General features: G+C 33.2%; 28 protein-coding genes and 1 other annotated feature. Of the genes, 17 read left to right on the top strand and 11 right to left on the bottom strand.

Translation table 11 applies throughout. The annotated features are described in order from the left end of the window. Positions 1-10 precede the first annotated feature (10 nt). The 4 genes from narI to FC72_RS00900 are packed head-to-tail and all read right to left on the bottom strand — an operon-like array spanning position 11 to position 6,508. Complete coding sequence (gene narI, locus FC72_RS00915) at positions 11-715, bottom strand: respiratory nitrate reductase subunit gamma (RefSeq protein ID WP_057763814.1); 705 nt, start codon at positions 713-715, stop codon at positions 11-13. Further along, positions 708-1,298, bottom strand: a complete 591-nt coding sequence (gene narJ / locus FC72_RS00910; RefSeq protein ID WP_057763812.1) for a nitrate reductase molybdenum cofactor assembly chaperone — start codon at positions 1,296-1,298, stop codon at positions 708-710. Before narJ ends, narI begins: the two co-directional genes overlap by 8 nt. Beyond that, entirely contained in the window at positions 1,291-2,850 is a 1,560-nt protein-coding gene (narH, locus tag FC72_RS00905) for a nitrate reductase subunit beta (RefSeq protein WP_057763811.1), read from the bottom strand. Before narH ends, narJ begins: the two co-directional genes overlap by 8 nt. After that, positions 2,840-6,508 carry a nitrate reductase subunit alpha gene (locus tag FC72_RS00900; RefSeq protein ID WP_057763809.1) on the bottom strand — a complete coding sequence of 1,223 codons (3,669 nt, stop codon included), beginning with the start codon at positions 6,506-6,508 and terminating at the stop codon, positions 2,840-2,842. The genes narH and FC72_RS00900 overlap by 11 nt, the downstream gene beginning before the upstream one ends. 113 nt (positions 6,509-6,621) lie before the next feature. Between FC72_RS00900 and FC72_RS00895 the strand changes: the two genes are divergently transcribed. From FC72_RS00895 to FC72_RS00870, 6 genes are read left to right on the top strand one after another with little or no spacing between them, the layout of a single operon-like run. Next, on the top strand, positions 6,622-7,338 hold the full coding sequence (locus FC72_RS00895) for a HesA/MoeB/ThiF family protein (protein WP_057763807.1): 717 nt from the start codon (positions 6,622-6,624) through the stop codon (positions 7,336-7,338). Further along, positions 7,335-7,802: a MogA/MoaB family molybdenum cofactor biosynthesis protein gene (locus FC72_RS00890; protein ID WP_057763805.1), complete on the top strand. Its 468-nt coding sequence runs from the start codon at positions 7,335-7,337 to the stop codon at positions 7,800-7,802. The genes FC72_RS00895 and FC72_RS00890 overlap by 4 nt, the downstream gene beginning before the upstream one ends. Then, positions 7,802-9,031: a molybdopterin molybdotransferase MoeA gene (locus FC72_RS00885; protein ID WP_057763802.1), complete on the top strand. Its 1,230-nt coding sequence runs from the start codon at positions 7,802-7,804 to the stop codon at positions 9,029-9,031. Before FC72_RS00890 ends, FC72_RS00885 begins: the two co-directional genes overlap by 1 nt. Next, complete coding sequence (gene mobB / locus FC72_RS00880) at positions 9,010-9,492, top strand: molybdopterin-guanine dinucleotide biosynthesis protein B (protein ID WP_057763801.1); 483 nt, start codon at positions 9,010-9,012, stop codon at positions 9,490-9,492. Before FC72_RS00885 ends, mobB begins: the two co-directional genes overlap by 22 nt. Further along, positions 9,482-10,027 carry an NTP transferase domain-containing protein gene (locus FC72_RS00875; RefSeq protein WP_057763799.1) on the top strand — a complete coding sequence of 182 codons (546 nt, stop codon included), beginning with the start codon at positions 9,482-9,484 and terminating at the stop codon, positions 10,025-10,027. Before mobB ends, FC72_RS00875 begins: the two co-directional genes overlap by 11 nt. Then, positions 10,024-10,281 carry a hypothetical protein gene (locus FC72_RS00870; RefSeq protein ID WP_057763797.1) on the top strand — a complete coding sequence of 86 codons (258 nt, stop codon included), beginning with the start codon at positions 10,024-10,026 and terminating at the stop codon, positions 10,279-10,281. Before FC72_RS00875 ends, FC72_RS00870 begins: the two co-directional genes overlap by 4 nt. A gap of 212 nt (positions 10,282-10,493) precedes the next feature. On the opposite strand, the gene proS is transcribed toward FC72_RS00870, so the two are convergent. Both proS and FC72_RS00860 read right to left on the bottom strand, forming a co-directional pair. Then, positions 10,494-11,933 carry a proline--tRNA ligase gene (gene proS / locus FC72_RS00865; RefSeq protein WP_057763795.1) on the bottom strand — a complete coding sequence of 480 codons (1,440 nt, stop codon included), beginning with the start codon at positions 11,931-11,933 and terminating at the stop codon, positions 10,494-10,496. A gap of 46 nt (positions 11,934-11,979) precedes the next feature. Then, positions 11,980-12,187, bottom strand: a binding site (T-box leader). A 50-nt stretch (positions 12,188-12,237) separates the two neighbouring features. Beyond that, on the bottom strand, positions 12,238-13,104 hold the full coding sequence (locus FC72_RS00860; protein WP_057763793.1) for a SufD family Fe-S cluster assembly protein: 867 nt from the start codon (positions 13,102-13,104) through the stop codon (positions 12,238-12,240). Positions 13,105-13,313: 209 nt separating this feature from the next. Between FC72_RS00860 and FC72_RS00855 the strand changes: the two genes are divergently transcribed. The 8 genes from FC72_RS00855 to FC72_RS00825 all read left to right on the top strand — a co-directional run bounded on the left by FC72_RS00855 (position 13,314) and on the right by FC72_RS00825 (position 19,034). Continuing rightward, positions 13,314-13,547 carry a FeoA family protein gene (locus tag FC72_RS00855; RefSeq protein ID WP_057763791.1) on the top strand — a complete coding sequence of 78 codons (234 nt, stop codon included), beginning with the start codon at positions 13,314-13,316 and terminating at the stop codon, positions 13,545-13,547. Further along, entirely contained in the window at positions 13,544-15,538 is a 1,995-nt protein-coding gene (feoB, locus tag FC72_RS00850; RefSeq protein WP_057763789.1) for a ferrous iron transport protein B, read from the top strand. Before FC72_RS00855 ends, feoB begins: the two co-directional genes overlap by 4 nt. 15 nt (positions 15,539-15,553) lie before the next feature. After that, positions 15,554-15,718 carry a FeoB-associated Cys-rich membrane protein gene (locus FC72_RS10610; protein WP_083480702.1) on the top strand — a complete coding sequence of 55 codons (165 nt, stop codon included), beginning with the start codon at positions 15,554-15,556 and terminating at the stop codon, positions 15,716-15,718. Positions 15,719-15,821: 103 nt separating this feature from the next. Beyond that, a complete protein-coding gene (gene moaC / locus FC72_RS00845) occupies positions 15,822-16,301 on the top strand; it encodes a cyclic pyranopterin monophosphate synthase MoaC (protein WP_057763787.1) in 480 nt (159 codons plus the stop codon). Beyond that, positions 16,301-16,777 carry a hypothetical protein gene (locus tag FC72_RS00840; protein WP_057763785.1) on the top strand — a complete coding sequence of 159 codons (477 nt, stop codon included), beginning with the start codon at positions 16,301-16,303 and terminating at the stop codon, positions 16,775-16,777. The genes moaC and FC72_RS00840 overlap by 1 nt, the downstream gene beginning before the upstream one ends. Before the next feature lie 109 nt (positions 16,778-16,886). After that, positions 16,887-17,318 (top strand): GAF domain-containing protein, encoded by a 432-nt coding sequence (locus tag FC72_RS00835; protein WP_057763783.1) that lies wholly within the window; start codon positions 16,887-16,889, stop codon positions 17,316-17,318. 27 nt (positions 17,319-17,345) lie between these two features. Beyond that, positions 17,346-18,368 carry a sensor histidine kinase gene (locus FC72_RS00830; protein ID WP_057763781.1) on the top strand — a complete coding sequence of 341 codons (1,023 nt, stop codon included), beginning with the start codon at positions 17,346-17,348 and terminating at the stop codon, positions 18,366-18,368. Positions 18,369-18,380: 12 nt separating this feature from the next. Beyond that, positions 18,381-19,034, top strand: coding sequence for a response regulator (locus FC72_RS00825; RefSeq protein ID WP_057763779.1), 654 nt, complete (start codon positions 18,381-18,383; stop codon positions 19,032-19,034). 124 nt (positions 19,035-19,158) lie between these two features. Here FC72_RS00825 and FC72_RS00820 read toward each other — a convergent pair whose 3' ends face one another. The 4 genes from FC72_RS00820 to FC72_RS00805 form a co-directional block, all read right to left on the bottom strand. Beyond that, positions 19,159-20,049, bottom strand: coding sequence for a helix-turn-helix domain-containing protein (locus FC72_RS00820; RefSeq protein ID WP_057763936.1), 891 nt, complete (start codon positions 20,047-20,049; stop codon positions 19,159-19,161). Between the two features lie 163 nt (positions 20,050-20,212). Next, positions 20,213-21,211, bottom strand: a complete 999-nt coding sequence (gene moaA / locus FC72_RS00815; protein WP_057763777.1) for a GTP 3',8-cyclase MoaA — start codon at positions 21,209-21,211, stop codon at positions 20,213-20,215. Between the two features lie 139 nt (positions 21,212-21,350). After that, complete coding sequence (locus FC72_RS00810; RefSeq protein WP_057763934.1) at positions 21,351-22,232, bottom strand: DMT family transporter; 882 nt, start codon at positions 22,230-22,232, stop codon at positions 21,351-21,353. Beyond that, positions 22,232-22,435: a heavy-metal-associated domain-containing protein gene (locus FC72_RS00805; protein ID WP_057763776.1), complete on the bottom strand. Its 204-nt coding sequence runs from the start codon at positions 22,433-22,435 to the stop codon at positions 22,232-22,234. Before FC72_RS00805 ends, FC72_RS00810 begins: the two co-directional genes overlap by 1 nt. A gap of 138 nt (positions 22,436-22,573) precedes the next feature. On the opposite strand from FC72_RS00805, the gene FC72_RS00800 reads away from it, so the two are divergent. The 3 genes from FC72_RS00800 to FC72_RS00790 are packed head-to-tail and all read left to right on the top strand — an operon-like array spanning position 22,574 to position 24,793. Then, a complete protein-coding gene (locus FC72_RS00800) occupies positions 22,574-22,855 on the top strand; it encodes a hypothetical protein (RefSeq protein WP_057763774.1) in 282 nt (93 codons plus the stop codon). Further along, entirely contained in the window at positions 22,856-23,851 is a 996-nt protein-coding gene (locus FC72_RS00795; protein ID WP_057763772.1) for a hypothetical protein, read from the top strand. It abuts the gene before it with no gap. A 15-nt stretch (positions 23,852-23,866) separates the two neighbouring features. Next, positions 23,867-24,793 carry a polyprenyl synthetase family protein gene (locus tag FC72_RS00790; protein ID WP_057763770.1) on the top strand — a complete coding sequence of 309 codons (927 nt, stop codon included), beginning with the start codon at positions 23,867-23,869 and terminating at the stop codon, positions 24,791-24,793. 38 nt (positions 24,794-24,831) lie between these two features. On the opposite strand, the gene FC72_RS00785 is transcribed toward FC72_RS00790, so the two are convergent. Then, complete coding sequence (locus FC72_RS00785) at positions 24,832-25,653, bottom strand: Cof-type HAD-IIB family hydrolase (RefSeq protein ID WP_057763768.1); 822 nt, start codon at positions 25,651-25,653, stop codon at positions 24,832-24,834. Between the last annotated feature and the right edge of the window lie 100 nt (positions 25,654-25,753).

Raw genomic sequence — 25,753 nt, 5'->3', positions numbered from 1 at the left:
TTTCTGATTACTATTTTGATCTCCCTCTTAATCCCTTTTTTCTGTAAACGATAGGACGTCTAAAGATATATTGCCAAGGCAATGTTAAAGCATGAACTAATCTTGTATATGGGAAAAAGGCAAAGATCAATAATCCACATATAACATGTATTCTAAACACGATTGGTACTTGCAACATCAAATGATAGTTTGGGTGGAAATAAAATAATTGTCGAGCCCAAACTGAAAGATTTAAACGGTAATTAAATTCTGGGTGAAAAACAGTTCCTTCGATCAATGAAGCACTTAATCCCAAAACAATTACTATCAAAAAGGAAACATTGACTACTAAATCACTGAATGAACTAGTTTTGAAGACACGCTTATTGGAAAAGCGACGATAAGACAAAATTATCATCCCGGCTAAAGCCATAAATCCAGCGGTCCCTCCCATAACTAGTGCTCCTATATGATAAACCTCATTAGGAATTCCTAAAAAATCCGTAAATGATTTAGGAATAAAGATGCCGACCACATGTCCAAAAAATACAAAGATAATACCAATATGGAATAAGATACTCCCTATCATCAATTGCTTCTTTTCCAACAATTCACTTGATTTGGCAGTAATATTACCGCCATAAAGTGCCAAACGAATTATCGTTCCAAAGAAGAATGATCCTAAAGCTACATAAGGGAATATTACCCATAAGATATAACCCCAAACATTATCCATTACTCATTTCCCCCTCTTGAACAGAATCTTCTTCAAGACAAGACTTAAACTCAGCTCTAACAACCTTAATAATTTCAAAGTATATATCCTCAGACTGTACTTTAGAATTTTCTAACAAGTTATAAGTACCATCTTCAATTACAGAAAATAGTAATTTTAGATCTTGTTGACGGTCATCATTTCTCCAATCACTAAAAGCTAAAAATTCAAGCATCAAAGGTAAGTAATCAGACATTTCAGTTCCATTTATTCTTACCCCGAACATTTCATAAAGCATCTTTAGCTTAGCTAATAGTTGTCCTCGTTCTCTTGAATCCGTCATTTTATAATAACTCATATATAAAGTATAACGGTTATTTAGTTCAAAAAGTGAAACGTAATGAGTTTTTAATTCTTCTAAAGAATATCTTTGCATTTTATAAATTATATTTAGCAATTTATCTTTAGATGGTGTTTCAGCATAATCAGCTTTAAATTCGTTTACAAAATCATCAGTTAAGATAGATTGTTGCGGGTAATCCAATAATCTAGAAAGATAGACAAAACCTTGTTTTAGGGAGTTCAACTTTTCAATATTAATCACGCCAAATTCCTCCGTAGAAGCTTTCTGCGTAAATATCTTTTGTTGATTCTCCGGCTTTTGCTTTACGAAGCATGCTTCCATGAACCGGTGCCAAAGCACAACCATTACATTGTTCAAAGCCTAATCCACCCTGGTCTTCAGCGACAGGAGCAACTTTTTCTTTCTTACTCTTTGGAATAACAAATCTATCTTCATATTTTGCAATAGCAAGTAAACGATAAAGTGATGTTGCAGAATCTTCAGTTAAGCCGACACGATCAAGTTTTGCAGGATCAAAGTCTTTTCCGCTTGTCTTAGCTCTCATATACAATCTCATCATAGCTAATTTGTATAATGCATTCTTAATTACCTCAGTATTTCCACCTGACAAAAGATTTGCCAAATATTCAACTGGGATACGCATTTCATTAATTGCAGGGAAAATCATTTCTGGATATTTAATAGAATTTTTCCCCTCAAAATAATTCATAATTGGTGACAATGGTGGCACATACCAAACCATTGGCATTGTGCGGTATTCAGGATGCAATGGGAAAGCAATTTTTTGTTCGACTGCCATCTTATAGATAGGTGACTTTTGAGCACATCTGATTGTCTCCATATCAACACCATCAGCCAAAGCTTGTTCAACAACTTCTGGATCATTAGGATCAAGGAACAATCCTAATTGAGCTTCATAAAGTTTAGTATCATCTGGTTCTTCACAAGCCTCTGCAACTCTATCAGCATCATAAAGAATTACACCAATATATCTAATTCTACCAACACATGTTTCAGAACAAACTGTTGGTAATCCTTCTTCGATTCTTGGATAACAGAAAGTACATTTTTCAGCTTTGTTGGTATTCCAATTGAAGTAAACCTTCTTGTATGGACAACCTGTCATACAAAATCTCCAACCACGACAACGTTCTTGATCGACCAAAACAATACCATCTTCATCACGTTTATACATGGCACCACTTGGACATGATGCAACACAAGCTGCATTTAGACAATGTTCACAAAGTCTTGGAAGATACATCATAAATGTTCTTTCAAAGTTACCTTTGATATCTGATTCAATATTTTGCATATTAGGATCTTCACCAAAACTACGATCTGATCCAGCCAAATCATCATCCCAGTTAGGACCATTAGTTAAGTCCATATATTCACCAGTTATTTGTGACTTTGCACGGGCAACTGGTTGATGCTTTGATTCTTTTCCAAAAAGTGTTTGATAATCATAAGTCCATGGTTCGTAATAATCGTCAAGATTAGGCATATCAGGATTATAGAAAATCTTAGCTAGAGCAACTTTATTCAATTTGCTACCAGCACGTAACTCTAATTTACCTTTACGATTTAGTTTCCAGCCACCTTTGTAGTGACTTTCATCTTCCCATTTTTTAGGATAACCAACACCAGGTCTTGTTTCGACGTTGTTAAACCACATGTACTCAGCACCTGGTCGATTTGTCCAAGTTTGTTTACATGTTACTGAACAAGTATGACAGCCGATACACTTATCCAAATTTAATACCATGGAAATTTGTGCTTTAACTTTCATGCCACTTGACCTCCTTTAATTTTCTAACATTTACATATAAATCTCTTTGATTACCAATAGGTCCATAGTAGTTGAATCCATAACTCAATTGAGCATATCCACCAACCATTTGGGTTGGTTTAACATGAATTTGAGTTGGGGCATTATGACTACCACCACGGTTACCTGTAATTGTTGATAATGGTTCTTCAATTTCCATATCTTGAGCATGATACATATACATTGTTCCATCAGGCATACGTTGTGAAACAACTGCTCTCGCAGTAACGACACCATTCTTGTTGTATAACTCGACCCAATCATTATCTTTAATATCGATCTTCTTAGCATCATCCAAACTTAACCAAACTGTTGGACCACCTCTAAATAAGGTCAACATGTACAAATTATCTTGGTAAGTTGTATGAATATTCCACTTACCATGCGGTGTCAAATAACGAAGTGTTAATTCTTTATCTGCTGGCGCAACCTTTGTATCAGCTGGTCCTAAGACATGTGGTGGAAGAGTTGGCTTGTAAGTTGCTAATTCTTCACCATATTCTTGGAATATTTCGTGATCTAAATAGAATTGTTGGCGACCAGTCAAAGTTCTAAATGGAACATTTCTTTCAATATTTACTGAGAATGGTGAATATCTGTCACCATCATGTTTAGCACTTGAGAATATTGGAGTTGGAATTGCTTCCTTAGGTTGAGCAGTTATATTAGCAAAAGTCATTTGCTTTTCAGTTAAACCAGCAGAAATATCAGTTAGCTTTTTACCAGTAACTTGTTCCGCATCTTCCCAAGCCTTTTTGGCAACATGTCCATTTGAAGCACTTGATAAGTGAAGAATCGACTCTGCAACATTCTTATCTTCATCAAGTTTTGGATAACCTTTATCGACACCATCAGTATAAGTTCCAATAATATCTTTCAATTCGTTGTATTCATCAGCAACACTATAACTGTAGCCATTTGATCCAACTTTACCACCGGCATTTGGTCCAAGGGCAATATATTTATTATAAACGGCTGTATAATCACGTTTTACTAATGAAAGACTTGGCATAGTCTTACCAGGAATTGGTTCGATTTCTCCACGTTTCCAGTCTTTGATCTTACCGTATGGTTGTGAGATTTCACCCATTGAATCATGTCCAAGTGGTTGAGTCTTCAAGTCATATTGTGGTTCACTATAGTATTTCTTAGCCATTTCTGAGAAACGTTTAGAAATATGCTTGAATGCTTGCCAATCACTTTGTGATTCCCAAAGTGGATCAACAGCTTTGTTGAATGGATGGATAAATGGATGCATATCAGTACTTGAAAGATCTTCTTTTTCATACCAAGTTGCTGCTGGTAACACAATATCTGAATAAAGTGGTGTAGTTACCATTCTAAAATCAAAGGCAACTGCCAGATCCAATTTACCTGTAACACTCTTTTCATCCCATTCCATATCAACTGGCTTAAAGTTTTCACTCTGCTTAGCCAAAAGACCATTTTCAGATCCCAAAATGTGTTTCATAAAATACTCTTGACCCTTACCAGATGATGAGAATAAGTTAGAACGCCAAATAAATAGTGCTTTTGGTTGATTAATATCTTTATCAGGAGCTTCGGCGGCAAAATGCAAACTACCCTCTTTTAATTCCTGAACGACTTTCTTAGAAATTTCCTTGATATCAGTGGTCTTATAATCTTTAACAAAGTTCAAATTATTACGATCAAATTGTGGATATGATGGCATCCAACCTAATCTGATGGCCATTTGATTATAATCGGCTGGGTGTTTGTATCCATCTTTAATAGTCTTGATTGGTGACTTCATACCTTCATTATCTAGCTCATCGTATTTCCATTGATCACTAGCAAAATAGAAGAATGATGTTCCTTGTTGTTGACGTGCTCCACCTGGTTGCCAATCATTAGCAAAAGCAATATTAGCCCAACCTTCAGCCGGACGTAGTTTTTCTTGTCCAACATAGTGAGCCCAGCCGCCACCTTGAACACCAATACATCCTGTTAACATCAACATATTAATGATGGCACGATATGTCATATCACTGTTGAACCAGTGGTTGATACCAGCACCAACAATAATCATCGACTTACCTTTTGTATCAGCAGCATTTTGTGCAAATTCACGAGCTATTTGAACTACCAAATCTGCTCTTACACCAGTAATTTTTTCTTGCCAAGCTGGTGTGAAAAGACTATCAGCATCGTCATATCCTTTAGCTGCATAAATATCAATTTTCTTACGTTTGATACCATATTGAGCCATAACTAAATCAAATACAGTAGTGATAAATTTCTTAGAGCCATCCTTCAAAGTGATCTCACGACAAGGAATAGTTCTACTGTAAATTGAATTACCTTCACTATCAAAGTTTGGCATATCAATTACTTTGTAATCTTCACCTAAGAATGAAAGTTTAGGACTGATTTCTCGTCCAAATTCTGAAGTCAAATCAAGATTCCATTTTTCACTCTTATCCCATCTTTGACCAATAGTTCCATTTGGTACTACCAATTTATCTGTTGGTTCATCAACTAACATTGGTTTCCATTCAGGATTAGCTTCATTAGTATCCTTTAAATCAGAAATTCTTAAGAAACGGCCAGAAACAACATGCTCATCATTCTTTTCACTTTGATCAAGCATAATGACAAATGGCAAGTCAGTAAATTTCTTAACATAATCTGTAAAGTATGGAACTTGTTGATTGTTGTAATACTCATTTAAGATAACGTGAGTAAATCCTTGGGCTAATGCAGCATCTGATCCTGGATTTGGAGCTAACCAATTATCCGCAAACTTAACGTTTTCAGCATAGTCAGGACTAATAGAAACAACTTTTGTACCTTTATATCTAGCTTCTACCATGAAGTGAGCATCTGGTGTTCTAGTTAATGGAACATTTGAGCCCCACATCATTAGATATTGACTGTTATACCAATCACTTGATTCTGGTACGTCAGTTTGTTCACCCCAAACTTGTGGTGATGCTGGTGGTAGATCGGCATACCAATCATAGAAACTCAACATTTCTCCACCAATTAATGACATGAATCTTGCACCTGAAGCGTAACTTAGCATTGACATAGCTGGAATTGGAGAGAATCCAGCAATTCGATCAGGACCGTATTTCTTGATCGTATATAACAGCATGGCTGAAATTAATTCAGTAGCGTCATCCCATTTAACACGGATCAACCCACCATGTCCACGAACGCTCTTATAAGCCTTAGTCTTTTCTGGATCAGTAACAATTGATTCCCAAGCATCGATAGGACTATCGAATTTATCCTTGGCATCTTGCCACATCTTCCATAAGCGTTCACGAATATATGGATACTTGATTCTCAAAGGACTGTATTCATACCATGAGAAACTAGCACCACGAGGACATCCACGAGGCTCAAATTCTGGCATATTAGGTCCACAAGATGGATAGTCAGTTGATTGATGTTCCCACGTAACAATTCCTTGTTTAACGTAAACATTCCAACTACATGATCCGGTACAGTTTACACCGTGAGTAGTTCTAACTACCTTATCGTGCGACCAACGTTCTTTGTATAGCTTTTCCCAACGACGTGAATCTTCTTCTAGTTGAGTAAAGTTACCATTGAACTTTTCTACTTTTTTAAAAAATCTCGATTTTAGCATATGTAAATTCCCACCTAGTTCTACATACTTTGTTCTAACTATAAATCTAGCACTTATCCTAATTGATTTTGATTAGGATTTTCCCTAACATTTTGTACAGGCAGGTGATCAATATGACAAATAGATACGATCGACAACTAAAAATCAAACAAATTGGTACAGTTGGTCAAAAAAGATTAGAAAACTCTCATGTATTGGCAATTGGAGTTGGCGGACTTGGAAGTTTTGTTTCATCGGAATTGGTAAAGGCTGGTATTGGAGAAATCACACTCTTAGATTTTGACGATGTGGAACTAACAAATTTACATAGACAAAATCTCTACATTGAAAGTGATGTCGGAATTAATAAGTTAGTAGCAATTAGAAAACATCTTCAAGAAGCAAATAGTAATGTTAAAATTAATATTATAAATAAAAAATATTCCTCCGATATATTATCAAAGGAATATGATTTAGTAATTGACTGTACTGACAATTTTCCGGTTAAGTATCAAATTAATGAAGATTGCCAAAAAGAAGGTATCAAACATATCTTTGGAACTTGTGCAGCTAATCAAGGTCAAGTCATGTTTATTGATAAAGATTCAGCTTGTCTTGAATGCCTATACCCAAAAGAGGATGTTGCGCAACTTGGCCTAAGTAAAAATATTGGAACAAACCCAATGATCGTCGCTATTACTGGTAGTTTGCAAGCATCAATGGCTCTTAAATATCTAACTGCTCCAAAAAAAGTCAACGCCGGTACTCTTATAGTAGTAGATAATTGGAATTTTGACTTTAGAAAGATTCAAGTTAAAAAAGAAAAGATTGCCCTGGAGGTAAATAAATGATTGATTTTGGAATTATCACAGTAAGTGACACTCGCACTGAAGATACTGATAAATCAGGTCTTTATATTCAAGAAGCTATGTCAGACGCCGGTAATAACTTTATTAAAAAATATATTGTTAAAGATGACGCCGAACAAATAACTTCTGCTTATAACAAACTATTAGTAACATCCTGTAAATTGATTTTGGTAAATGGCGGAACAGGTATCGCTCGTCGTGACGTCACAATTGATACGCTTGAGCCAAAATTTATCAAAGTCATTCCAGGATTTGGCGAATATTTTCGTCAAATAAGTATAGCTGATATTGGTTTAAAAGCTTTAGTTTCAGGTGCCACTGCTGGAATAACTGACAGTGACCAAATTTGTTACCTACTTCCAGGATCCACAAACGCTTGCAAGACAGCTTTAGAAAAAATTATCTTGCCAGATTTAAATCATTTAATTAAGGAGATCACTAAATAATGTATAAACCAGTCGATCAAAGAAATGCTATTAGTATTGACGAAGCTAGAAAAGTTATCGTTGATAATATTGAGAGTGTTTCACTAAAAACAGAAAAAATGCCTGCTTCAAAAGCAAACCACAGAATAATTGCTGAATATATTAAGGCACCTCATGACTTTCCCACCTTCAGACGCTCAGGATATGATGGATTTGCCATGTTACAATCCGATTTAAAAAACCTACCTGCAAATTTAAAAGTCGTCGGTGATATTCCTGCTGGTGCCGATTTTGATCGACCATTAGTCTCTGGAGAAGCCGTTAGAATTATGACCGGTGGCTATGTTCCAGATGGCGCAGATATAGTTGTTATGTTGGAAACAACTAGAATGATCGATAAAGATACTGTACAAATTACAGAAATTCAAAAGAAAGATAACATCACTCAAATTGGTGATTACTTTAAAAAAGACGATTTATTATTAGCCAAGAATACTGAAATTAATCCAGGTGGTATTAGTTTATTAAGCGCATTTGATGTACAAGAAATATCCGTTTATAAAAAACCAACTATTGGAATTATTACTACTGGATCAGAACTTTTAAATCCTGGTGAAAAAATAGTTAACGGAAAAATCTTCAACAGTAATGGACCAATGATTCGTGAACTTTGTAAAGAAAACGGTGCCGATGTTATAAGCTATACTCAAATTAAAGATGATCCAAACGCTTTAAAACAAGCTGTAAATGATATTTTAGAAAAATGCGACGTTATCATTACTGACGGTGGTGTTTCTGTTGGTGATTTTGATATCATTGCTGATTTAGCAAAATCGTCTGAAAAATTATTATTCAACAAACTTGAAATGCGCCCTGGTAGTGTTACTACGGCATTTATTTATGACAATACCTTATTCTTTGGATTATCCGGAAATCCAGGTGCTTGTTTCACTGGTTTCTACTTATATGTAGAATACGCATTAAGACTGATGCAACACCAAACTAGTCGCTGTATCGAATGTACCGGAACTTTAAATGCAGAATATACTAAAACTAATATGTACGATCGTATTCTTCGTGGAAAATATATCTTTAATGGAGATCATATTGAAATCGGTCGTGTTGGTGGGGATGCTTCCGGAAACTTAAATAACTTACAACGTGCAACATGTATGTTTGAAATTCCACGTGGAAAATCAATTACTCCTAAAGGAAGCGTTTTAAGAACATGGCTACTACCTTTCAAATAATTGGCCATAAAAAAAGTGGCAAAACTACTCTGATTGAGAATTTTCTTACCATGACAAACTATAAGTATAGCGTTGTTAAACATACCCACTTACCCATAGATATTCCAACTAATACTGATACTGGTAAATTTTTTAAAAATTCAGACAACGTATTGTTACTCAATGATGAACAAACTATTCATTATCAAAGAAATCTTCCTTCTAACGAGCTAAAAAAAATTGAAGACATGCAAAAAAAGACCCTCGCAGATTTCATTATCATTGAGGGTATAAAAGAATTGGATTTTCCTAAAATCGTACTCTTGAAACAAGATGAAACAAAAAATGATTTCAAAAATATAAGCAATATAAAAGAATATGTTTCAATTCAACAAAACAGTCTAGCGTTAGATATCGAGGATCTAAACAAAAGAGAATCATTTATAAATCAATTTTTAAGGAATATTACAAATGACAGATAGTTTGATTTTGGCTGGTGGAAAATCCACTAGATTCAAAAGTGATAAAGCATTAGCTCATTTTAACGATGTAGTAATTCCAAATGTAAAATATACAGCGGATTTAACCTCTCCTTTGGTAAAGAATTGTTTTGTTTCAACAAATTCTAACAATCATTCAACCGTCAAAAATCTTTTTAATAATCAGGTAAATGTTATTCAAGATGTAGCACCACTAATAGATTGCGGACCAATGTCTGCACTTTGGTCATATTTCAAAACTACTAATAAGACAAGTGCAGACCTAATAGTAGTAGCAACTGACTATATCATCGATAAATCAGCCATTGAATTTCTAAGTTTAGAAACGGGATACATTAAAATTAAGAGTGTTCCCTACTACACTTGCTGCCATCTGAATATTAAAATTGAATTATTAAAAAAATATATGACTGAACAAAATTATCGATGGAGAAGTTTGTTAAAAGATGCAAATTGCCCAGCACGGAATTTTGATGGTCGCTTAAAAAACATTAATTATCTGGAGGATTTAAAATGAAATCAAAAAATGATATGAGCAATGGTGATTTCCAAAAGCTATTAGCAATTGGCTTGAATGACTTAAGTATTCAACGCACTCTACTCGAAAACGAGATTCAACATCAACGTGATGACCTAAGAACACTTGAACAAGATCAGGCAATTGAAAAATTGGAGAGAAACATCATGCTCATAAAGAAAGACTATGAACATTTTAAAGAATTTTCAGATCCTTCATTTGATAAATCAGAAGCAACTTACGATGTGGATTAATCACTTAAAAATAAAAAAAGTCTGGAACAAAACTATTATTTCCTTTAAACATGCAGCACAAACGTGTGTCAACACATAGCTTTTTCCGCTTAAAACAAACAAGCTCATCAATCCAAAATCGGATTGATGAGCTTGTTTGTCTTAATGCTCGAAAGCTGACCATGTGTCGGCACACTCTCTTTTTATTTTACTACTGTTTTACAATGCCTATTTTAATATGCACGTGCGATCCAAACAGTATATTTGGCAGGTTTACCACTTACAATATCAACTTTCTTTTCCATTGGTGGATTGAAAGGAATATTTCTTGTTGTAAATCCAGTTTCTTCTTTGATCTTAGCTTCAGTTTCAGCTGTTCCATCCCAACCAATCAAGACAAATCCAGGAGTTTCATTGGCTTCTTTCTTTGTTTCGATGTGTTTCTTAAGGTCATCAAGAGTGTCAATATCATAATATTCATTAGCTTTATTACGTGCACGAGCTGATTCAAGAAGACGTTTTTGCATAACTTTCAATTCATCAGCAATTTTATCTTCAATACCATCTAGTGAAACAGATTCTTTATCATCTAAATCACGCATCTTGATAACAGCTGAATCATTCTTCAAATCACGAGGTCCAAATTCAACATGCATTGGAACTCCCTTTTGTTCCCAATCATTAAATTTATAACCAGGTGAAGAATCAGTATCATCAATTTGTACTCTAATATCTTTAGCCTTAAGACTTTCTTCTATGGTTGTCAATTTTTCCATAATCTCAGGATTCTTTTGCCATGGACCAACTGGAATCAAGACAACTTGCGTTGGAGCAATTGCTGGAGGCAATACCAAACCATTTTCATCACCATGTTCCATGATCATAGCACCAATCAAACGTGTTGAAATACCCCATGAAGTTGTGAATACATATTTCATTTGATTGTCTTTATCAAGATATTTGATATCAAATGATTCAGCAAAGTTATTACCAAGATAATGTGATGTACCAGCTTGAACGGCCTTTCCATCACGCATCATTGATTCAGCTGAATATGTATCAACCGCACCAGCAAAGCGTTCTGAAGGTGTCTTTTGACCTTTATATACTGGAATATCCAAGAAATTCTCAATCAAATCAGTATAAGCATCAAGAACACTTAGAGTTCTCTTACGAGCATCTTCTTCTGATGCATGTGCTGTATGTCCTTCTTGCCATAGGAACTCTGAAGTTCTCATGAATGGAAGTGTCTTCTTTTCCCAGCGGAAAACATTAGCCCATTGGTTAATTTCATAAGGCAAATCACGGTATGATTGAATCCAATCACTAAATGCATTACCGATCATTGTTTCTGAAGTTGGACGTAAGGCATAAGGTTCTTCAAGCTTTTCATCACCAACTTGTGTCATCCAAGGTAATTCTGGTGCAAATCCTTCAATATGCTCTTCTTCTTTTTCAAAGAAATGCTTTGGAATAAGCATTGGGAAATATGCATTTCTGATACCTTGACTCTTCAAGTAAGCATTGAATCTTTGTTGAATTCTTTCCCAAAGTTCATACCCGTCCGGCTTGAAAATAATGCATCCTCTAACTGGTAAATATGACATTAAATCAGCATTTTGGATTGTTTGAATATACCATTTTGAAAAATCTGTTTTTTGTAAATCTGACATCTTACATCCTCCTAAATTTTTAGAAAATAAAAAAGCTGTTCCATCCTAAAAGGACGAAACAGCTTTCCGTGGTACCACCTTAATTAATCTTCAATATAAAGATTCACTCAAATCATTAACGCCGATATGCGTATCGTCATTACAACGATAAAGTCAATTGGTAGGTTCGTAAATGACTTCGATACCTGGTTCTCAGCATGACAGGCTCTCTGTGATCGGTCGTATTTACTAATGATCCAAATGTTAATTCATGACACAACGATATTATTTATAAATCATTTTGTCAAGTGACAAACTTATTTTTTTAAACAATTGTCTCGGTATAGTTAACATTTTTCCCATGTTTCTTTACTGGCAAATCAATTTTATTATTATTGTTTTGTGAATCTAACTTGATATTGGCAGAAGACTCAGATCCAAAAAGATTATTAGAAATTTCACCAACGGTCTTATTCTTATTTTTTATAGAAATATTCCAGTTAATCTTTGATTTACGATTCAAAAATCCCCTATTTTTAAAATAAACTTGGCTATTTTGGGAAAATTCATCAATGGATTCATAATTAACAACGCTATTTGCTCGAGCTAATATCTCTACAAATGACTGCACTAGATTGGAATTGTTGCCGACAGTTTTTGAAGACTGTTTAAAAGTAACTTCACTTTCTTCTTCTGCAACAACCAGAATATGACTAATCATAGGAACTTCGGTCGTACTATCTTGAACTAACTGAATTTCAATTGGTTGTTTTATTTTAACTTCTTTTGGGATATATAGGAATATTCCAGAATTTATCATCGATAAATGATAACGAGTAAAATCGGATTCATCATAGTTAATGACTTTATCCATAAAGTATCTTTGTATTAGACGAGGATGTTCACGTAAGGCGGTAAAAATATCAGTCAGTATCACACCTTTTTCATCTAATTCATCTGGTAAATCATTTTTAATGACTCTTTGTCCTACTTGTACAACCGTCTTATTTGAATTTGCTTCAGATTTGATTAAGTCTCTATCGGATCTTTTAAAACTTGGAGTCACCAATTTTAACATTTTAGGAAGATCAATGATTTTTTTCGTTGCATCTAATCTTCGATCCACTAACCAATGTGACTCTCCGTGATAATTTGCTGCCGTCTCAATGCTTTCTAAAATTCCCTCTTTCATATCTTCCTCCCTGAATAAGTTCAATATTCATTCTATATATAATATTAAACACTTTAATCTCAAAAATGCACATTTTTGTAGAATTAATTAGTCATTTTGCTTATATACAAACCACAGAAATTATTGCATAATATGCGTAAAGTTAATTATTTCACTAATAGATATTTTTTATTCATTTTTGGAATATTTGTTTAAGGAGCGTGAATTAAATGCAACTTATTTCTGAACAATACATAACTAAAACATATCAGGTAAAAGACCTTGATTATCTTGATAGTCAAACTGAACAGAGATTACATAGCCTGGGTATTCATGTTGGAAGTCAAATGACTATTGTTAGATTTCTCCCATTTCACGGCCCTGTTATCGTAGAAATAGACCATCAAAGAATTGGTCTACGCTACAAAGTCTTTAAACTATTGATGGGAGGTATCTCTGAATGACGACTGTTGCTTTAATGGGTAATCCCAACACAGGGAAAACAACCCTCTTTAATCAACTCACCGATTCATATGCTTATGTTGGTAACTGGACTGGCGTAACAGTGGAGAAAAAGATGGGCAGCATCAAGCACACTGAAATAGTTGTCGTTGATCTTCCTGGTATCTATTCACTAAATCCTATCACCAAAGATGAATCCGTTGCCATTAATTATCTTTTACAAAACGATGCAGATGTTATATTAAATGTCACTAATGCCAATCAACTCAAACGAAATTTACTTCTTTCAATTGAATTATTAGAATTTGGAAAACCAGTTATTCTCGCATTAAATATGATCGATGATCTTAAGCGTTCTGGTATTTACTACGATATTAAAACCTTAGCTGACAAACTAGGATGTGTTGTTAAAACAACTAACGCAAGAAATCATGATGGAATTGAACAACTACGAGAAGAAATTAAAAATGTTCCTGTCGAAAATCTCCCCCATACAAATCTTGATCTTAATTATCCAAGTGAAATAAAAGCAGAGATAAATAAAGCAACTAAAAGTCTAGTTGATAATTACCAAATTTCTGAACACTTTGCATCTTGGCTAACTATACAGTTTATGAACAAGAACAAAGTCGTAAGACAATATGCTTTAAAAAATGATTTTAAACCTTTGCTCGATAAGGCCGATATGTTTGATAAGAACGAATTTGAAGAAAAAATATTTCAAACTAGGTTAAGTTTCATTGAAGAAACATTAAATGAAGCCAGAGAAAATATTTCTTCAACTAGTAATGTTGAAATAACCTCTAAGATAGACAAAGTTGTTACTAACCCAATTTTAGGATTACCGATTTTTATAGCCATTTTTTATTTGATGTTCAAATTATCATTTGATTGGATCGGAACTCCTCTGTCAGATCAACTAAATGCATTTTTATCAGGTCCTATTTCTCATTACTCTGATATTTTTCTTAAAAATATCGGTGCCTTACCTTTTCTTCGCTCACTAATAGTTGATGGGATAATTGCTGGAGTTGGCGGCGTATTAACTTTTATTCCTCAAATAATGGTCTTGTTCGCTTGTATCTCTATACTAGAAGACTCCGGTTATATGGCAAGAGCTGCTCTGGTTACAGATAGAGTCATGCAAGCTATAGGACTGAATGGTAAAGCTTTTATTCCGCTAATTATTGGTTTTGGCTGTAATGTTACGGGAATCATGGCAGCGAGAACTATTGAACAACCTAAGGAAAGATTAATAACAACACTGATATCTCCATTCATGAGCTGTTCAGCTAGGTTACCAATTTACAGTTTGTTTGTAGCAGCATTCTTCCCCAAAAATCAAGCTTTGATTGTTTTATCAATTTACTTTTTAGGAATTATTGTTGCATTAGCGATGGCAAAATTTTATCAACTAATTTTTCATGTAAAAGAAAATACCGTCTTTATCGTCGAATTACCCCAATATCATTTACCAAGATTTGATATTATCTGGCGTGGTACTTGGGATAAAAGTAAGGGATTTGTTAGAAAAGCTGGTACTATAATTTTTGCTGGTACTGTTCTTATCTGGTTACTATCAAACTTTGGCCCTAGCGGATTCGTTACTAACATCGATAAAAGCTTTTCAGCTATTCTAGGTCAATTTTTATTGCCATTATTTGTTCCAATTGGAATAACCTCTTGGGAAGCTATTAGCGCATTATTCACTGGAATTTTAGCAAAGGAAGTAATTAGCTCTAGTATGATGGTTCTCTTCCATACAACTAGTCAAACAACTTTAATTGCAACATTCGGCCAATTATTTACACCCATCTCTGCATATGCATTATTAGTTTTTATTCTTTTATATGTACCCTGCTTCGCCACGATCGGTACTATTAAATCAGAAACAGGATCCACTAAATGGGCAGTATATTCTGTCTTTTCCAGTATTTTAATTGCGTATGCTCTATCATTTATAATTTTTCAAGTTGGATCATTATTCTTATAAAAAAGGAGAAAGTAAATGTCAATATTCACAAATATTATTATCGCACTTATTATTATCAGCTTTGCAGGTTATGAAATTTACAAAGTTGCTCAGAAATCCAAAAAAGGAAAGTGTGCTGCTTGCGATTACAAATGTGAGGCAAAAATGATGGCTGAACGCGCAAAAAGGCAAAATGGATAAATATATTAATAAAGATAGGCCATTTCCCTAATATCAGGGAGGTGGCCTATTTGCTATACTTTGGTCAATAAGAGCTATATCAAATTTTAAAGGAGGCCGTCAGATGGATAATTTAACACATTTCAACGACCAAAATAGAGCAAAGATGGTCGATGTTACTGACAAAGACGTAACCTCAAGAATGGCACAAGCAACTGGAAAAATCACTATGCATCCAAATACTTTATCTAGAATTCATGATGGAAAGATAAAAAAGGGAGATGTTTTAGCGGTCGCACAAATTGCTGGTATCATGGCTGCTAAACAGACAAGCCAATTGATCCCAATGTGTCATTTAATCCCATTGACTGGTGTGGATATTAAATTTGAGGACAACAATAAAGATACGATTACTATAACTACAATAGTTAAAACAAAACATGTAACTGGTGTTGAAATTGAAGCAATACTTGCTGCACAAACTGCCCTACTAACTATTTATGATATGTGTAAGGCAATTGATCGAGGCATGATTATAACTGACGTTCACCTAGTTGAAAAAAATGGCGGTAAAAGTGGTCACTTCATTTACCAGGATAAATAATGATCGGTATAGTTTTAAATTCTGATCAAGCTACAACTCAAGAAATCCAAATTACCGCCAATAAACTTTTATTAGTCTCAAACACTGTTGTAATCGTATCCCAAAATAAAAATCTGAAAAACACTTTAAAAAAGCAAAAAAATCTTATTATAATTTCTCAACAACAACCATTTGAAAAGAGTAATTGTCTAAGTGAAATTTATGCAGTAAGTTCCCAGTTCCCTGATCAAACTGATTATCTAACTCTATCAACAAATTACAGCCAAGTAAAAACAACTGTATTAACCAATCTATCAAACAATTCAAATTGTTACGCTGCAACAATTAACAAGAGTTACTACACTATCAGTCATTTCAATATTGATAATTATGACTTGTTCCAATATCTAAGTTTAGACGACTTCTCTTTAGAAAAATTCATAACTCAGGAGATTCAATGTCTACCACTTAGCTTTAGTAGTGGTGATATGTTTTAATGTATAGATATTCATATTAAATATTCCATAAGTGAATAAAAAATGATAAAACTTTAATGTATAATCGTTCAAAACAATTTAACAATGTTATTATAAGGAGGTGCAAGACGTGAATTCAGAACAATTACGTAGTCAAAATGACTATCAATTGATCGTTGATAAAATTTACCAAAAAGAACAATTTGATTTTGTGGGAATCGCACTCCAATCAACACAATCACCCCATTTAATCAAATGGGACTTTGTGGCTGGTAACACTAATGAAAAGTTTAGAAAAATCGTCTTGAGAAGTGGTATTGGGATTGCCGGACTAGTCGTAAGAACTGGTAAACCATTTTGGGATAATAATTTGGATCATTATCAATATTCTGATGAAATGTACACCCCTATTGCTAAGTCTGAATCGCTTCAATCGGCGATTGCAGTGCCGATTATTTCTCCATTAACTAAATTAGTACGTGGAGTATTACTAGCAGGATATCGTTTTGATAATAAAAAAGTTTCAGAGCAATCTGCTCTAACCCTTTCTCAATACCTTTAATTAAGTTATTTGAGGAGGGTTATTTTTTTGCTTGAAACTACACAATGGATCAACAATTATTTTAATGATTCTACCGATGCAATTATGATATTTAAAGATGAAGAACTAATTCTTAGTAATCAAATTGCTAAAGACTTACAAAATGAACTAAATATGAATCCACAATATTTAGTAGAAGTAGCAGATTCATCTGTCAAACAAAAATTTTCACCAACTGATAATTGTTTCAGTTGCATTATTCAAAACAAGATGAAAGAAATATCAATTCCAATAACTTTAGCTAAGGATATGTCACATCCTCTAAACTACTTCATGATATATAACGTAATAGATCAAGATGAAAAAGTATTTTCACTAACTTTAAAAAATCGTGGAACTATTGATCGAATGGATCAATTGGCTCAACAAAGAAAACTGACCCAATACGTAAATAGAGCTTATGAAAAAGAACGCAAGAGAATTTCAGAGGATCTCCATGACAGTATTGCTCAAGGTGTTTATTCTGCAATTATGGGTGTTAGACGACTAGAAAATAATGAATTTACTAAAGAACAACTAAAAGAATTAACAACAGTAATCGAGTCACAGCTAAATGACACTTTGACAGAGGTCAAAGAAATGGCACTTGATATTAGACCTTCTGTTCTTGATAACTTTGGATTACTAGCGGCATTAAAAGTTTTGGCAAAACGTTTACAGGAGAACTCCGGCGTAACAATAAACGTTGCTGGTAATGCTGACACTAGAAACTTATCAAATGACATCCAAAGCGTTTTGTATCGAATAACTCAAGAATCTATCAATAACGCTTTGAAACATGCTAATGCTGATGAGATTGCAATTCTGCTAGTCTCTCATGATCACTTTATTACTTTAGAAATTATTGATGATGGTGATGGTTTTGATGTACCAAAATATCAACATTTTAATGGTCGATCAATGGGACTAATGAATATGAATGAACGAGTAAAAACGTTTAACGGTGCTTTCAAAATAGATTCTAAATCAGGCGAAGGAACAACAATTACTGTTAAATTTCCAATTGCTTAGAGGGAGGCAAATATGTATAAGGTTTTAATTGCAGACGATCATGCAATTGTCAGGTCCGGCCTATCATTTCTGGTAAATCAACAAGCCAATTTTGAAGTCGTAGACGAAGAAGCTAATGGAACTGACACATATCTAAGGGTTGAACAAGGTGGAATCGATATTTTAATTATGGATCTTAGTATGCCACCTGGTGAAAGCGGACTGATAACAACTAAACGTATCCATGAACACTATCCCGATGTTAGAATATTGATTCTATCAATGCATGAGGAACAAGAATACATCAATAAAGCCATTCATAACGGTGCAATGTCTTATGTTTTGAAAAGTTCATCTGATGAAGAATTGCTAAAAGCACTTAAATCTCTATCTAATGGTGAAAATTACATCGATCAAAATATAAAAATAACCAAAAATGATATTCAGCAAATCAATTCCGATGGAGTTGATGTTGATCTTGAAGGTTACAATGGTCTTTCAAAACGTGAAAAAGAAATCTTCCCTCTTATAGCTCTAGGCTATTCTAATAAAGAAATTGCTAGTCAAATGTTTATTTCAACTAAGACGGTTGAAGCACACAAAGCTAGTATCATAAAAAAATTGGAACTAGATTCACGAACTGATTTAGTTCGTTATGCAATACACCATCATTTAATAGAATTTTAGTTTAGAGTGGGACAAAACATGTTCAGCTTTCGAGCATTAAGGAAAATGGCACCAGCAATCCAAAATCGGATTACTGGTGCCATTTATTTTAGACGGAAAAAGCTATGTTTTTTCCAAATTCATTTTATTTATTCTCATTTTCAAACTTCTTTTTAATAGCTGCTAACCTAACTTCAACAACTTGGTTATTATTAATACGCCCAAACGCTAAAGTTTCACTCATTAATTGCGCAATAAGATCACGTGGTTTAGATTCGCTGATAGCATTTTGTGTTTCTAACAACTTTAATCTTGGCAAGTAATACGTAACATGGTACTCAGAACACAGTTTGATACCTAACTTAACTAAATTATCGCTATCTCTAAAGTTATCTTTTTGAGCATGATATTCAGCCGTGAAGAAAATCAACGTCAATATTCTCAAATAATAATTATCTTTATCCTCTTCATCAGGATTAGAATTTTGACGATATTCCTCTATAAATTGACAAATTTTATCAAAGTAGAAATCTGCCTTATCATATTGTTTTTTTCGAGAATACATAATTCCTGAACCGACATAAGCTAATTGCGTAAAAATAGTACTATGTTCATCATCCAAATCATCAAGAATTTGTGAGAAATCAAAAAGAACGTCAACAGGCTGTTGATTCGTCAATGCATTCAATAAGCCTCTTAAATAATAAAATTGAGTTTTCAATGGAGCAAATTCAATTTTTTCTGGGTCTATCTCCCCTAATAATTTAATAACCTCTTGATAATCTTCCATCATCAATTTCTTTTCTGCAGTATCAAGTAGATCATGCAATCTAGAGGTATTTGCAGTTGAACTTTGATATAAATCGTCAACAATAAGACCCAAGCGAACACAAAGCTTATTTAAGATAGACAACGATGGTACACGACCATTATTCTCAAATTTACTTAGCGTTGCTTGAGTACATATTCCTTCACAAAGTTTTACTTGTGATAATTTAAGTTGTTTACGACGTTTTATGAATACATCAATGTTTATTTCTTTCACAGCTATTTCTCCAAAATCTGCCTATTAGGTCGACAATTTATCAATCTGAAAAACTTTATCATTATATTTATAATATTATAAATTAAGTAAATTTTACAGTGTAAAACTAGCTTTTGTAAGCATTTTCTTATCGACAAAGCCAACAATATCAGTATTATCCACCTATTTGACTCATATGACGCCATGTTGGGGCTTTATCAATGATCTTATCTGCCTCATCCATTGCCATCTCATGATTCAAGGGCTTATTATCTAATGATTTTTGAATTAATCGACGAAATTCTTTTTTATCAGATATGGCTTCTCTAATATTAATTTCTTCATTCCAATACAAACAAGCTTTAACATACCCATCAGCCGTAATCCTCATTCGATTACAATTTTCACAGAACTTAGCGCTGATAGGATGGATCAAACCAAAACTTCCTTTAAATTGAGAAATTTGATAATTATCTGAAGGACCATTACCGTTCAGTTCGATTGGCGTATATTCAAAGTTATTTTCTTTGCATATTTTGAATACATTATCTAGTCCAATGTACTCTTTTTTCCACATTTTAATAGGATTACCAATTGGCATAAACTCAATAAATCTAACGTTCACATTATGGTTTCTAGTATATTCTAAAAAGTCTAATATTTCATCGTCATTTTGGCCTTTGATCAACACAACATTCAACTTTATCTTTTTGAAATTCAATTCACTGGCAACTTCGATTCCTTCTAAAACCTGATCAATACTTCCCCCACGAGTTATTTCATTATATCTATCTGGTTTGAAAGTATCTAAACTTATATTTAATCGATCTAATCCTGCCTCTTTAAGAGCTTTAGCCTTTTTTGCTAAAAATAAACCATTAGTTGTTATCGAAATATCATCAATACCATCGACATTTTTAATTCGTCTAACAATATCAACTAAATCGGTTCTTAATAAAGGCTCCCCTCCAGTGATCCTGACTTTTGTAACACCCATTTCTGAAAAATTCTCAATTAATTTAACTATTTCATCTTGTGATAGGACTTTATCCGTTGGGAAAAAAGGAAGCCCCTCTTTTGGCATGCAATAAACACAACGTAAATTGCATCTATCTGTAATTGAAAGACGAACATAATCATGTAGTCGACCGTAGCTATCATATAATTTTTCCATATATATCCCTCACTATCTTAGTTACATTATTTCAAAGATCTCTAGTAAATTTAATTAGTTAATTCCCTAATTAGATAAAAAAATCTCATACGAGAGTGGAAAAAGTTATGTTTCGTCTCACTCTCATATGAGATTATATTTAAGCTTTATCAGTTTTAGTAAATGTTACTATAGCTGTCGAAGCAATTAATAATAATGCACCTAAAATAATATTAGTTGTAATTTGAATTGGGAAGAAGAAGTAAGAATAGATAATTACTACAATTGGACCCAAGGCACGCACAATATTAGCTTTACCAGCTGTAATATATTTCAAACTAGTGTAGAACAATAGTAATGATAAGAATCCATTAAAGAATGCTCCAAAAAAGTTGAATGTTACGGCTCTTGTTTGAATTCCAGAAAATGTACCTGGAACAAATAATGCATAAATCAAAAGCATTGCTGCTGAAACTAAGTGATTATAAAATAACACGTTTCCTGGATTATTGTCGTGTACCAAATATTTGGCAATAATATTATTGATGGCATACATCAATGGGTAAATAAATGCACAAAGGATTCCCCAAACACTGTCAATTTGAATTCTACCTTGAGAAACAAAGATAGAACCTGCTATACATAACACAATTGCTAAATAATCTAACTTATTTAATTTCTCTTTTAAGAAAATATATGATAATACAAAAACGTAAACCAAGTAAATACGTGCTATTAAGGTAACTGTAACCGGACTTAGTAACGATAAAGCAACATATTGTAAAATAACACCAATGGCATTGGATAATCCTAAAAAAATCACCCATTTATTTTTTATAATAGAAAAATCATGATACATTACATAGACCAAAATCAAATTCAAAATTGCCGCAAAGACACTCGTTAGTAAAGCACCTAAAATAGGATTTAAACTTACTAATGAGAACTTATTAAGTACTGGACTAATACTACTGAACAATAATGAAATTAAATTAAGCTCAACTCCTAAAAGTTGAGCCTTTTTATTTGAAGCAGACTTAATCAAGCAATTTCCTCAACAGTAAATGGTTTACTACTCAAAGCAGCTTGTATCTTTGCTAGATCCATATTACCTGTAAGAGTTAAAGTCATTTTGTCCATATCTTTTTCTTGTTTTTCAACTCCTGGTATATCTTTAATCATTTCTGCGATATGTATTGGGCATTTCTCACAATGTAGACCGCTAATTAAAATTTTCTTTGACATAATATTCCCTCCATATATTAATATTATTACTTTTTTATCATAACAGACTAATAAATTCTTTTAACTTAGGAATTTTACTAATTTTTTATTATTTAAACTTTCGGTAAAATATAACTAAATAGGAATGGAGAATCAATTATGACAATTAATGTAACTATGGAAGAATCTATATATCAATTACTAAAAGACGTCGATCGAAATTATTTTACTTCTAATAGACAACTTAATAAGACATCAATGTTATATAAGACTGTCGAAGAAGTACAAAATAGTGATTGGTTTGAAAATCTAAAAATTGAAGCTATTGAAAACTATTCACTTGCAACTGTTACTTTAAAAAATGCCACTCTAACTGATGAGGGTCTAAAAAAATTACAAGAATTAAAAGTTAAATATGATACTAATGAGGAAGATAAATAAATGGATATTAACGATTTAAAAAAGCAAATAAATGATAGATTTGAAAATTCACCAATTCAATCTTCAGCCTTCTATGCCGATCCTGAAGATCACTTGGATAATCAAAAAAAATTACGTGTTACTTTAAAATCATTCACAGAAACTCAAAATATCACTACCCCCTTTGCACTACAAATAATGGCCACACATTCTGACATTACAATTATGCCTTTGGGATTACTTGATTTGAATGAATTAAAAGAATGGGAAAATAATCAACGCAAAGAAAGCGGAGTAACATATGGTTCTACTGACAAAAAAGAAGGTACTCCACTTGTAGTTAAGTTTGAATCACACGTTAAAGGAACAGATTCAGACAAACAAGTTTTAAATACCTACACGGATGACCTATTTAATCACTTTCATGATACTTTTAATAATATTATTTGGCCGGTAGTCATGAAATACTTAAACGAGAATCAAACTATCTTATATAATCTAGAAAAGAGACTCGTTGAAGAAAAAGAAGACATAAGAGAAAATACATTAAAGCAACTTCAATCTATGTCAAAAGATGATATCAAAGAAAAAATTGGAATTGATTTAAAAGAGTCCCAATGGGAGCACTACTCTAGTTACATTGCTGATATGAGTCAAGTAAATTCAATTATAGTTTCAGCAAGCACCTTTACTAAAGAGCAAATTTTAAAGGGAAAAGTTTTCACCCAAATGATGAACATTGCTCAACTAAGAAATACCTTTTTCTGGATTTTAGACAACACATATAACGAAATAATCTTTTTCTATATTCAAGCCTTTGGATCAACAGATGCAAATCTCAAAAAGCATTTACACTCTATTCGCAAAAATCTAGCAACAAATATGCGTAACGATGCCTGGAAACGTTGTAATGATATTATTGAAGATCAAAAGAAATTCGACCCTCAAAAATTCTTTACCGAAGTATTCTTACCTATCGCTGAAAACCTCGAAGTAGAAGTAGATAAATTTAAATAAAGGAAGTACTAATTAATGGAATCTCCTTTCCAACAATTTCCAAAACTAAATACTAAACTAGTCAATTTAGAAGACTATATGCTCAGATTGATTGAACTAAATAAAAATGACATTATCAATGAGGCAAAAGGTTATCTTCATTCCGGAAGATTTCTACATGCTGCATTTTTCTACCTATTTTCTAGCTTCGGTGAGGCTGACAAATTAAGAGAAAATTCACTTCAATCAGCTGCTGCGGCTTCGCAAATGTTTTATATAAGAAACGAATTGATGCGTAAACATCAAGCTGGACCTGATGCCATCAATTTGAACTTTATGGTAGAATATTTTTCCGATTTGATCGATGTTGAATTTAGAAAATGTTCTGCTGATGACGACGATTTACAAGGTAAAATTGACGCCGTTCAAGAAATTACTACCAATCAATTATTAGCCGATGAAGAAATGATAAAACCAGTTGAAGATATAGCTGAGTATATTAAACGAGTTGAAGCACGTTCTGCAGTTATGTTTGAATTTGCATGTAGATTTGGGGCACAGGCGGCACATGCATCTGATGTTTTGATCGATTCTGCTGGAGAAATTGGTAGAACTATTGGAATCGCTTATCAAATCAAGAGCGAGATTTTTGATCTGATCGGTATTAATACTTCTGAAAATGAATTTGGACCATTGTATATGCTACAAAATGGAGAATTTACTTTACCAGTAATTTTTGCAATCGGTAAAAATGGTAATGATTTTATGAATAAAATTGCTGAAGCAGGACGTACTGGTGACAAGGCATTGGCTGAAACAGCTGAACAAGTTATTGATAGTGGTGTCGATGCTGCTCAAGTAATGGTTAAAGAATACAAAGACCAAGCAATCTTTGATATTAATATGCTTCCAGAAATTCCTGAAAAACAAGATTTAAAAAAATTAGTTAATATGTTGCTCTAAAAAAAATCACGTCTAACTTTTATGTTAAACGTGATTTTTTATACTAAACTGCTCATTACATTCAGAACACCTTCATCATTATTTGAATCAGCATAATGATCAACTTGTTCCTTCATTTTATCTGAAGCATTATCAACTACATATCCATATGGAGTTAGATTCAACATACTCAAATCATTCTCATTGTCTCCAAATGTCATTATTTCATCATCTGCAATATTATATTTCTTCTGTAATTCTCTTAGACCTGCAGCTTTATTAACTGAATTTTCACTAATAAGTTCAGTATTATAACCCGATGTTTGACTTGATAACCCTACTGGTAATGAACCACGAAGGTTGTTGATCATCTTACCAAAATCAACATGGGATTCAAAAGTTATACCAATACTCGTAACTTGATCTTGCAATCGTTTAGGAGTGACTGTAGGAAGATCAGGAATTCTTTTTAAATCATTATAATATCTATATGTCATATCAAAAGCAGCTTGAGAAATATTTTCGTCGACATAAGCCGAATTAACTCCAACCACAAGATGTTCAGCAATATCAGTTGATTCAAATTGATTATTGATAACATCTAACGTTTTTGCCACTGCATCATCAGGTATTGCTTGAATCAAAAGCGGTTTATTTTGACTATAAACAACAGCTCCATTTTGTGAAACAAAATCCATTTCGGATTTAAATTCGTCAAATTGATTCAATAGCCGTTGATATTGTGATCCACTTGCTGCAGCAACATGAATATCTTTGGCACGTAGTTTTTTTAAAATTTCACCGAATCGTTGGTGATTATATGTGTTTTGATCATCTAGGAAAGTTCCGTCCATGTCAAAAGCAACTAATTTAATGGTCATAATTTTATCTCCTTAAAAATCATTATATTATAATATCACAAAAATTAAGTTTAATAATAAATAAAGACACCCTTGATTGATTAGCTATCAAAGGGTGTCT

It is taken from the genome of Companilactobacillus tucceti DSM 20183 (genome assembly GCF_001434665.1).
Lineage (GTDB): Bacteria > Bacillota > Bacilli > Lactobacillales > Lactobacillaceae > Companilactobacillus > Companilactobacillus tucceti.
Note: the sequence above shows the minus strand (reverse complement) of the source record. Positions and strands in the feature narration are given on the sequence as shown.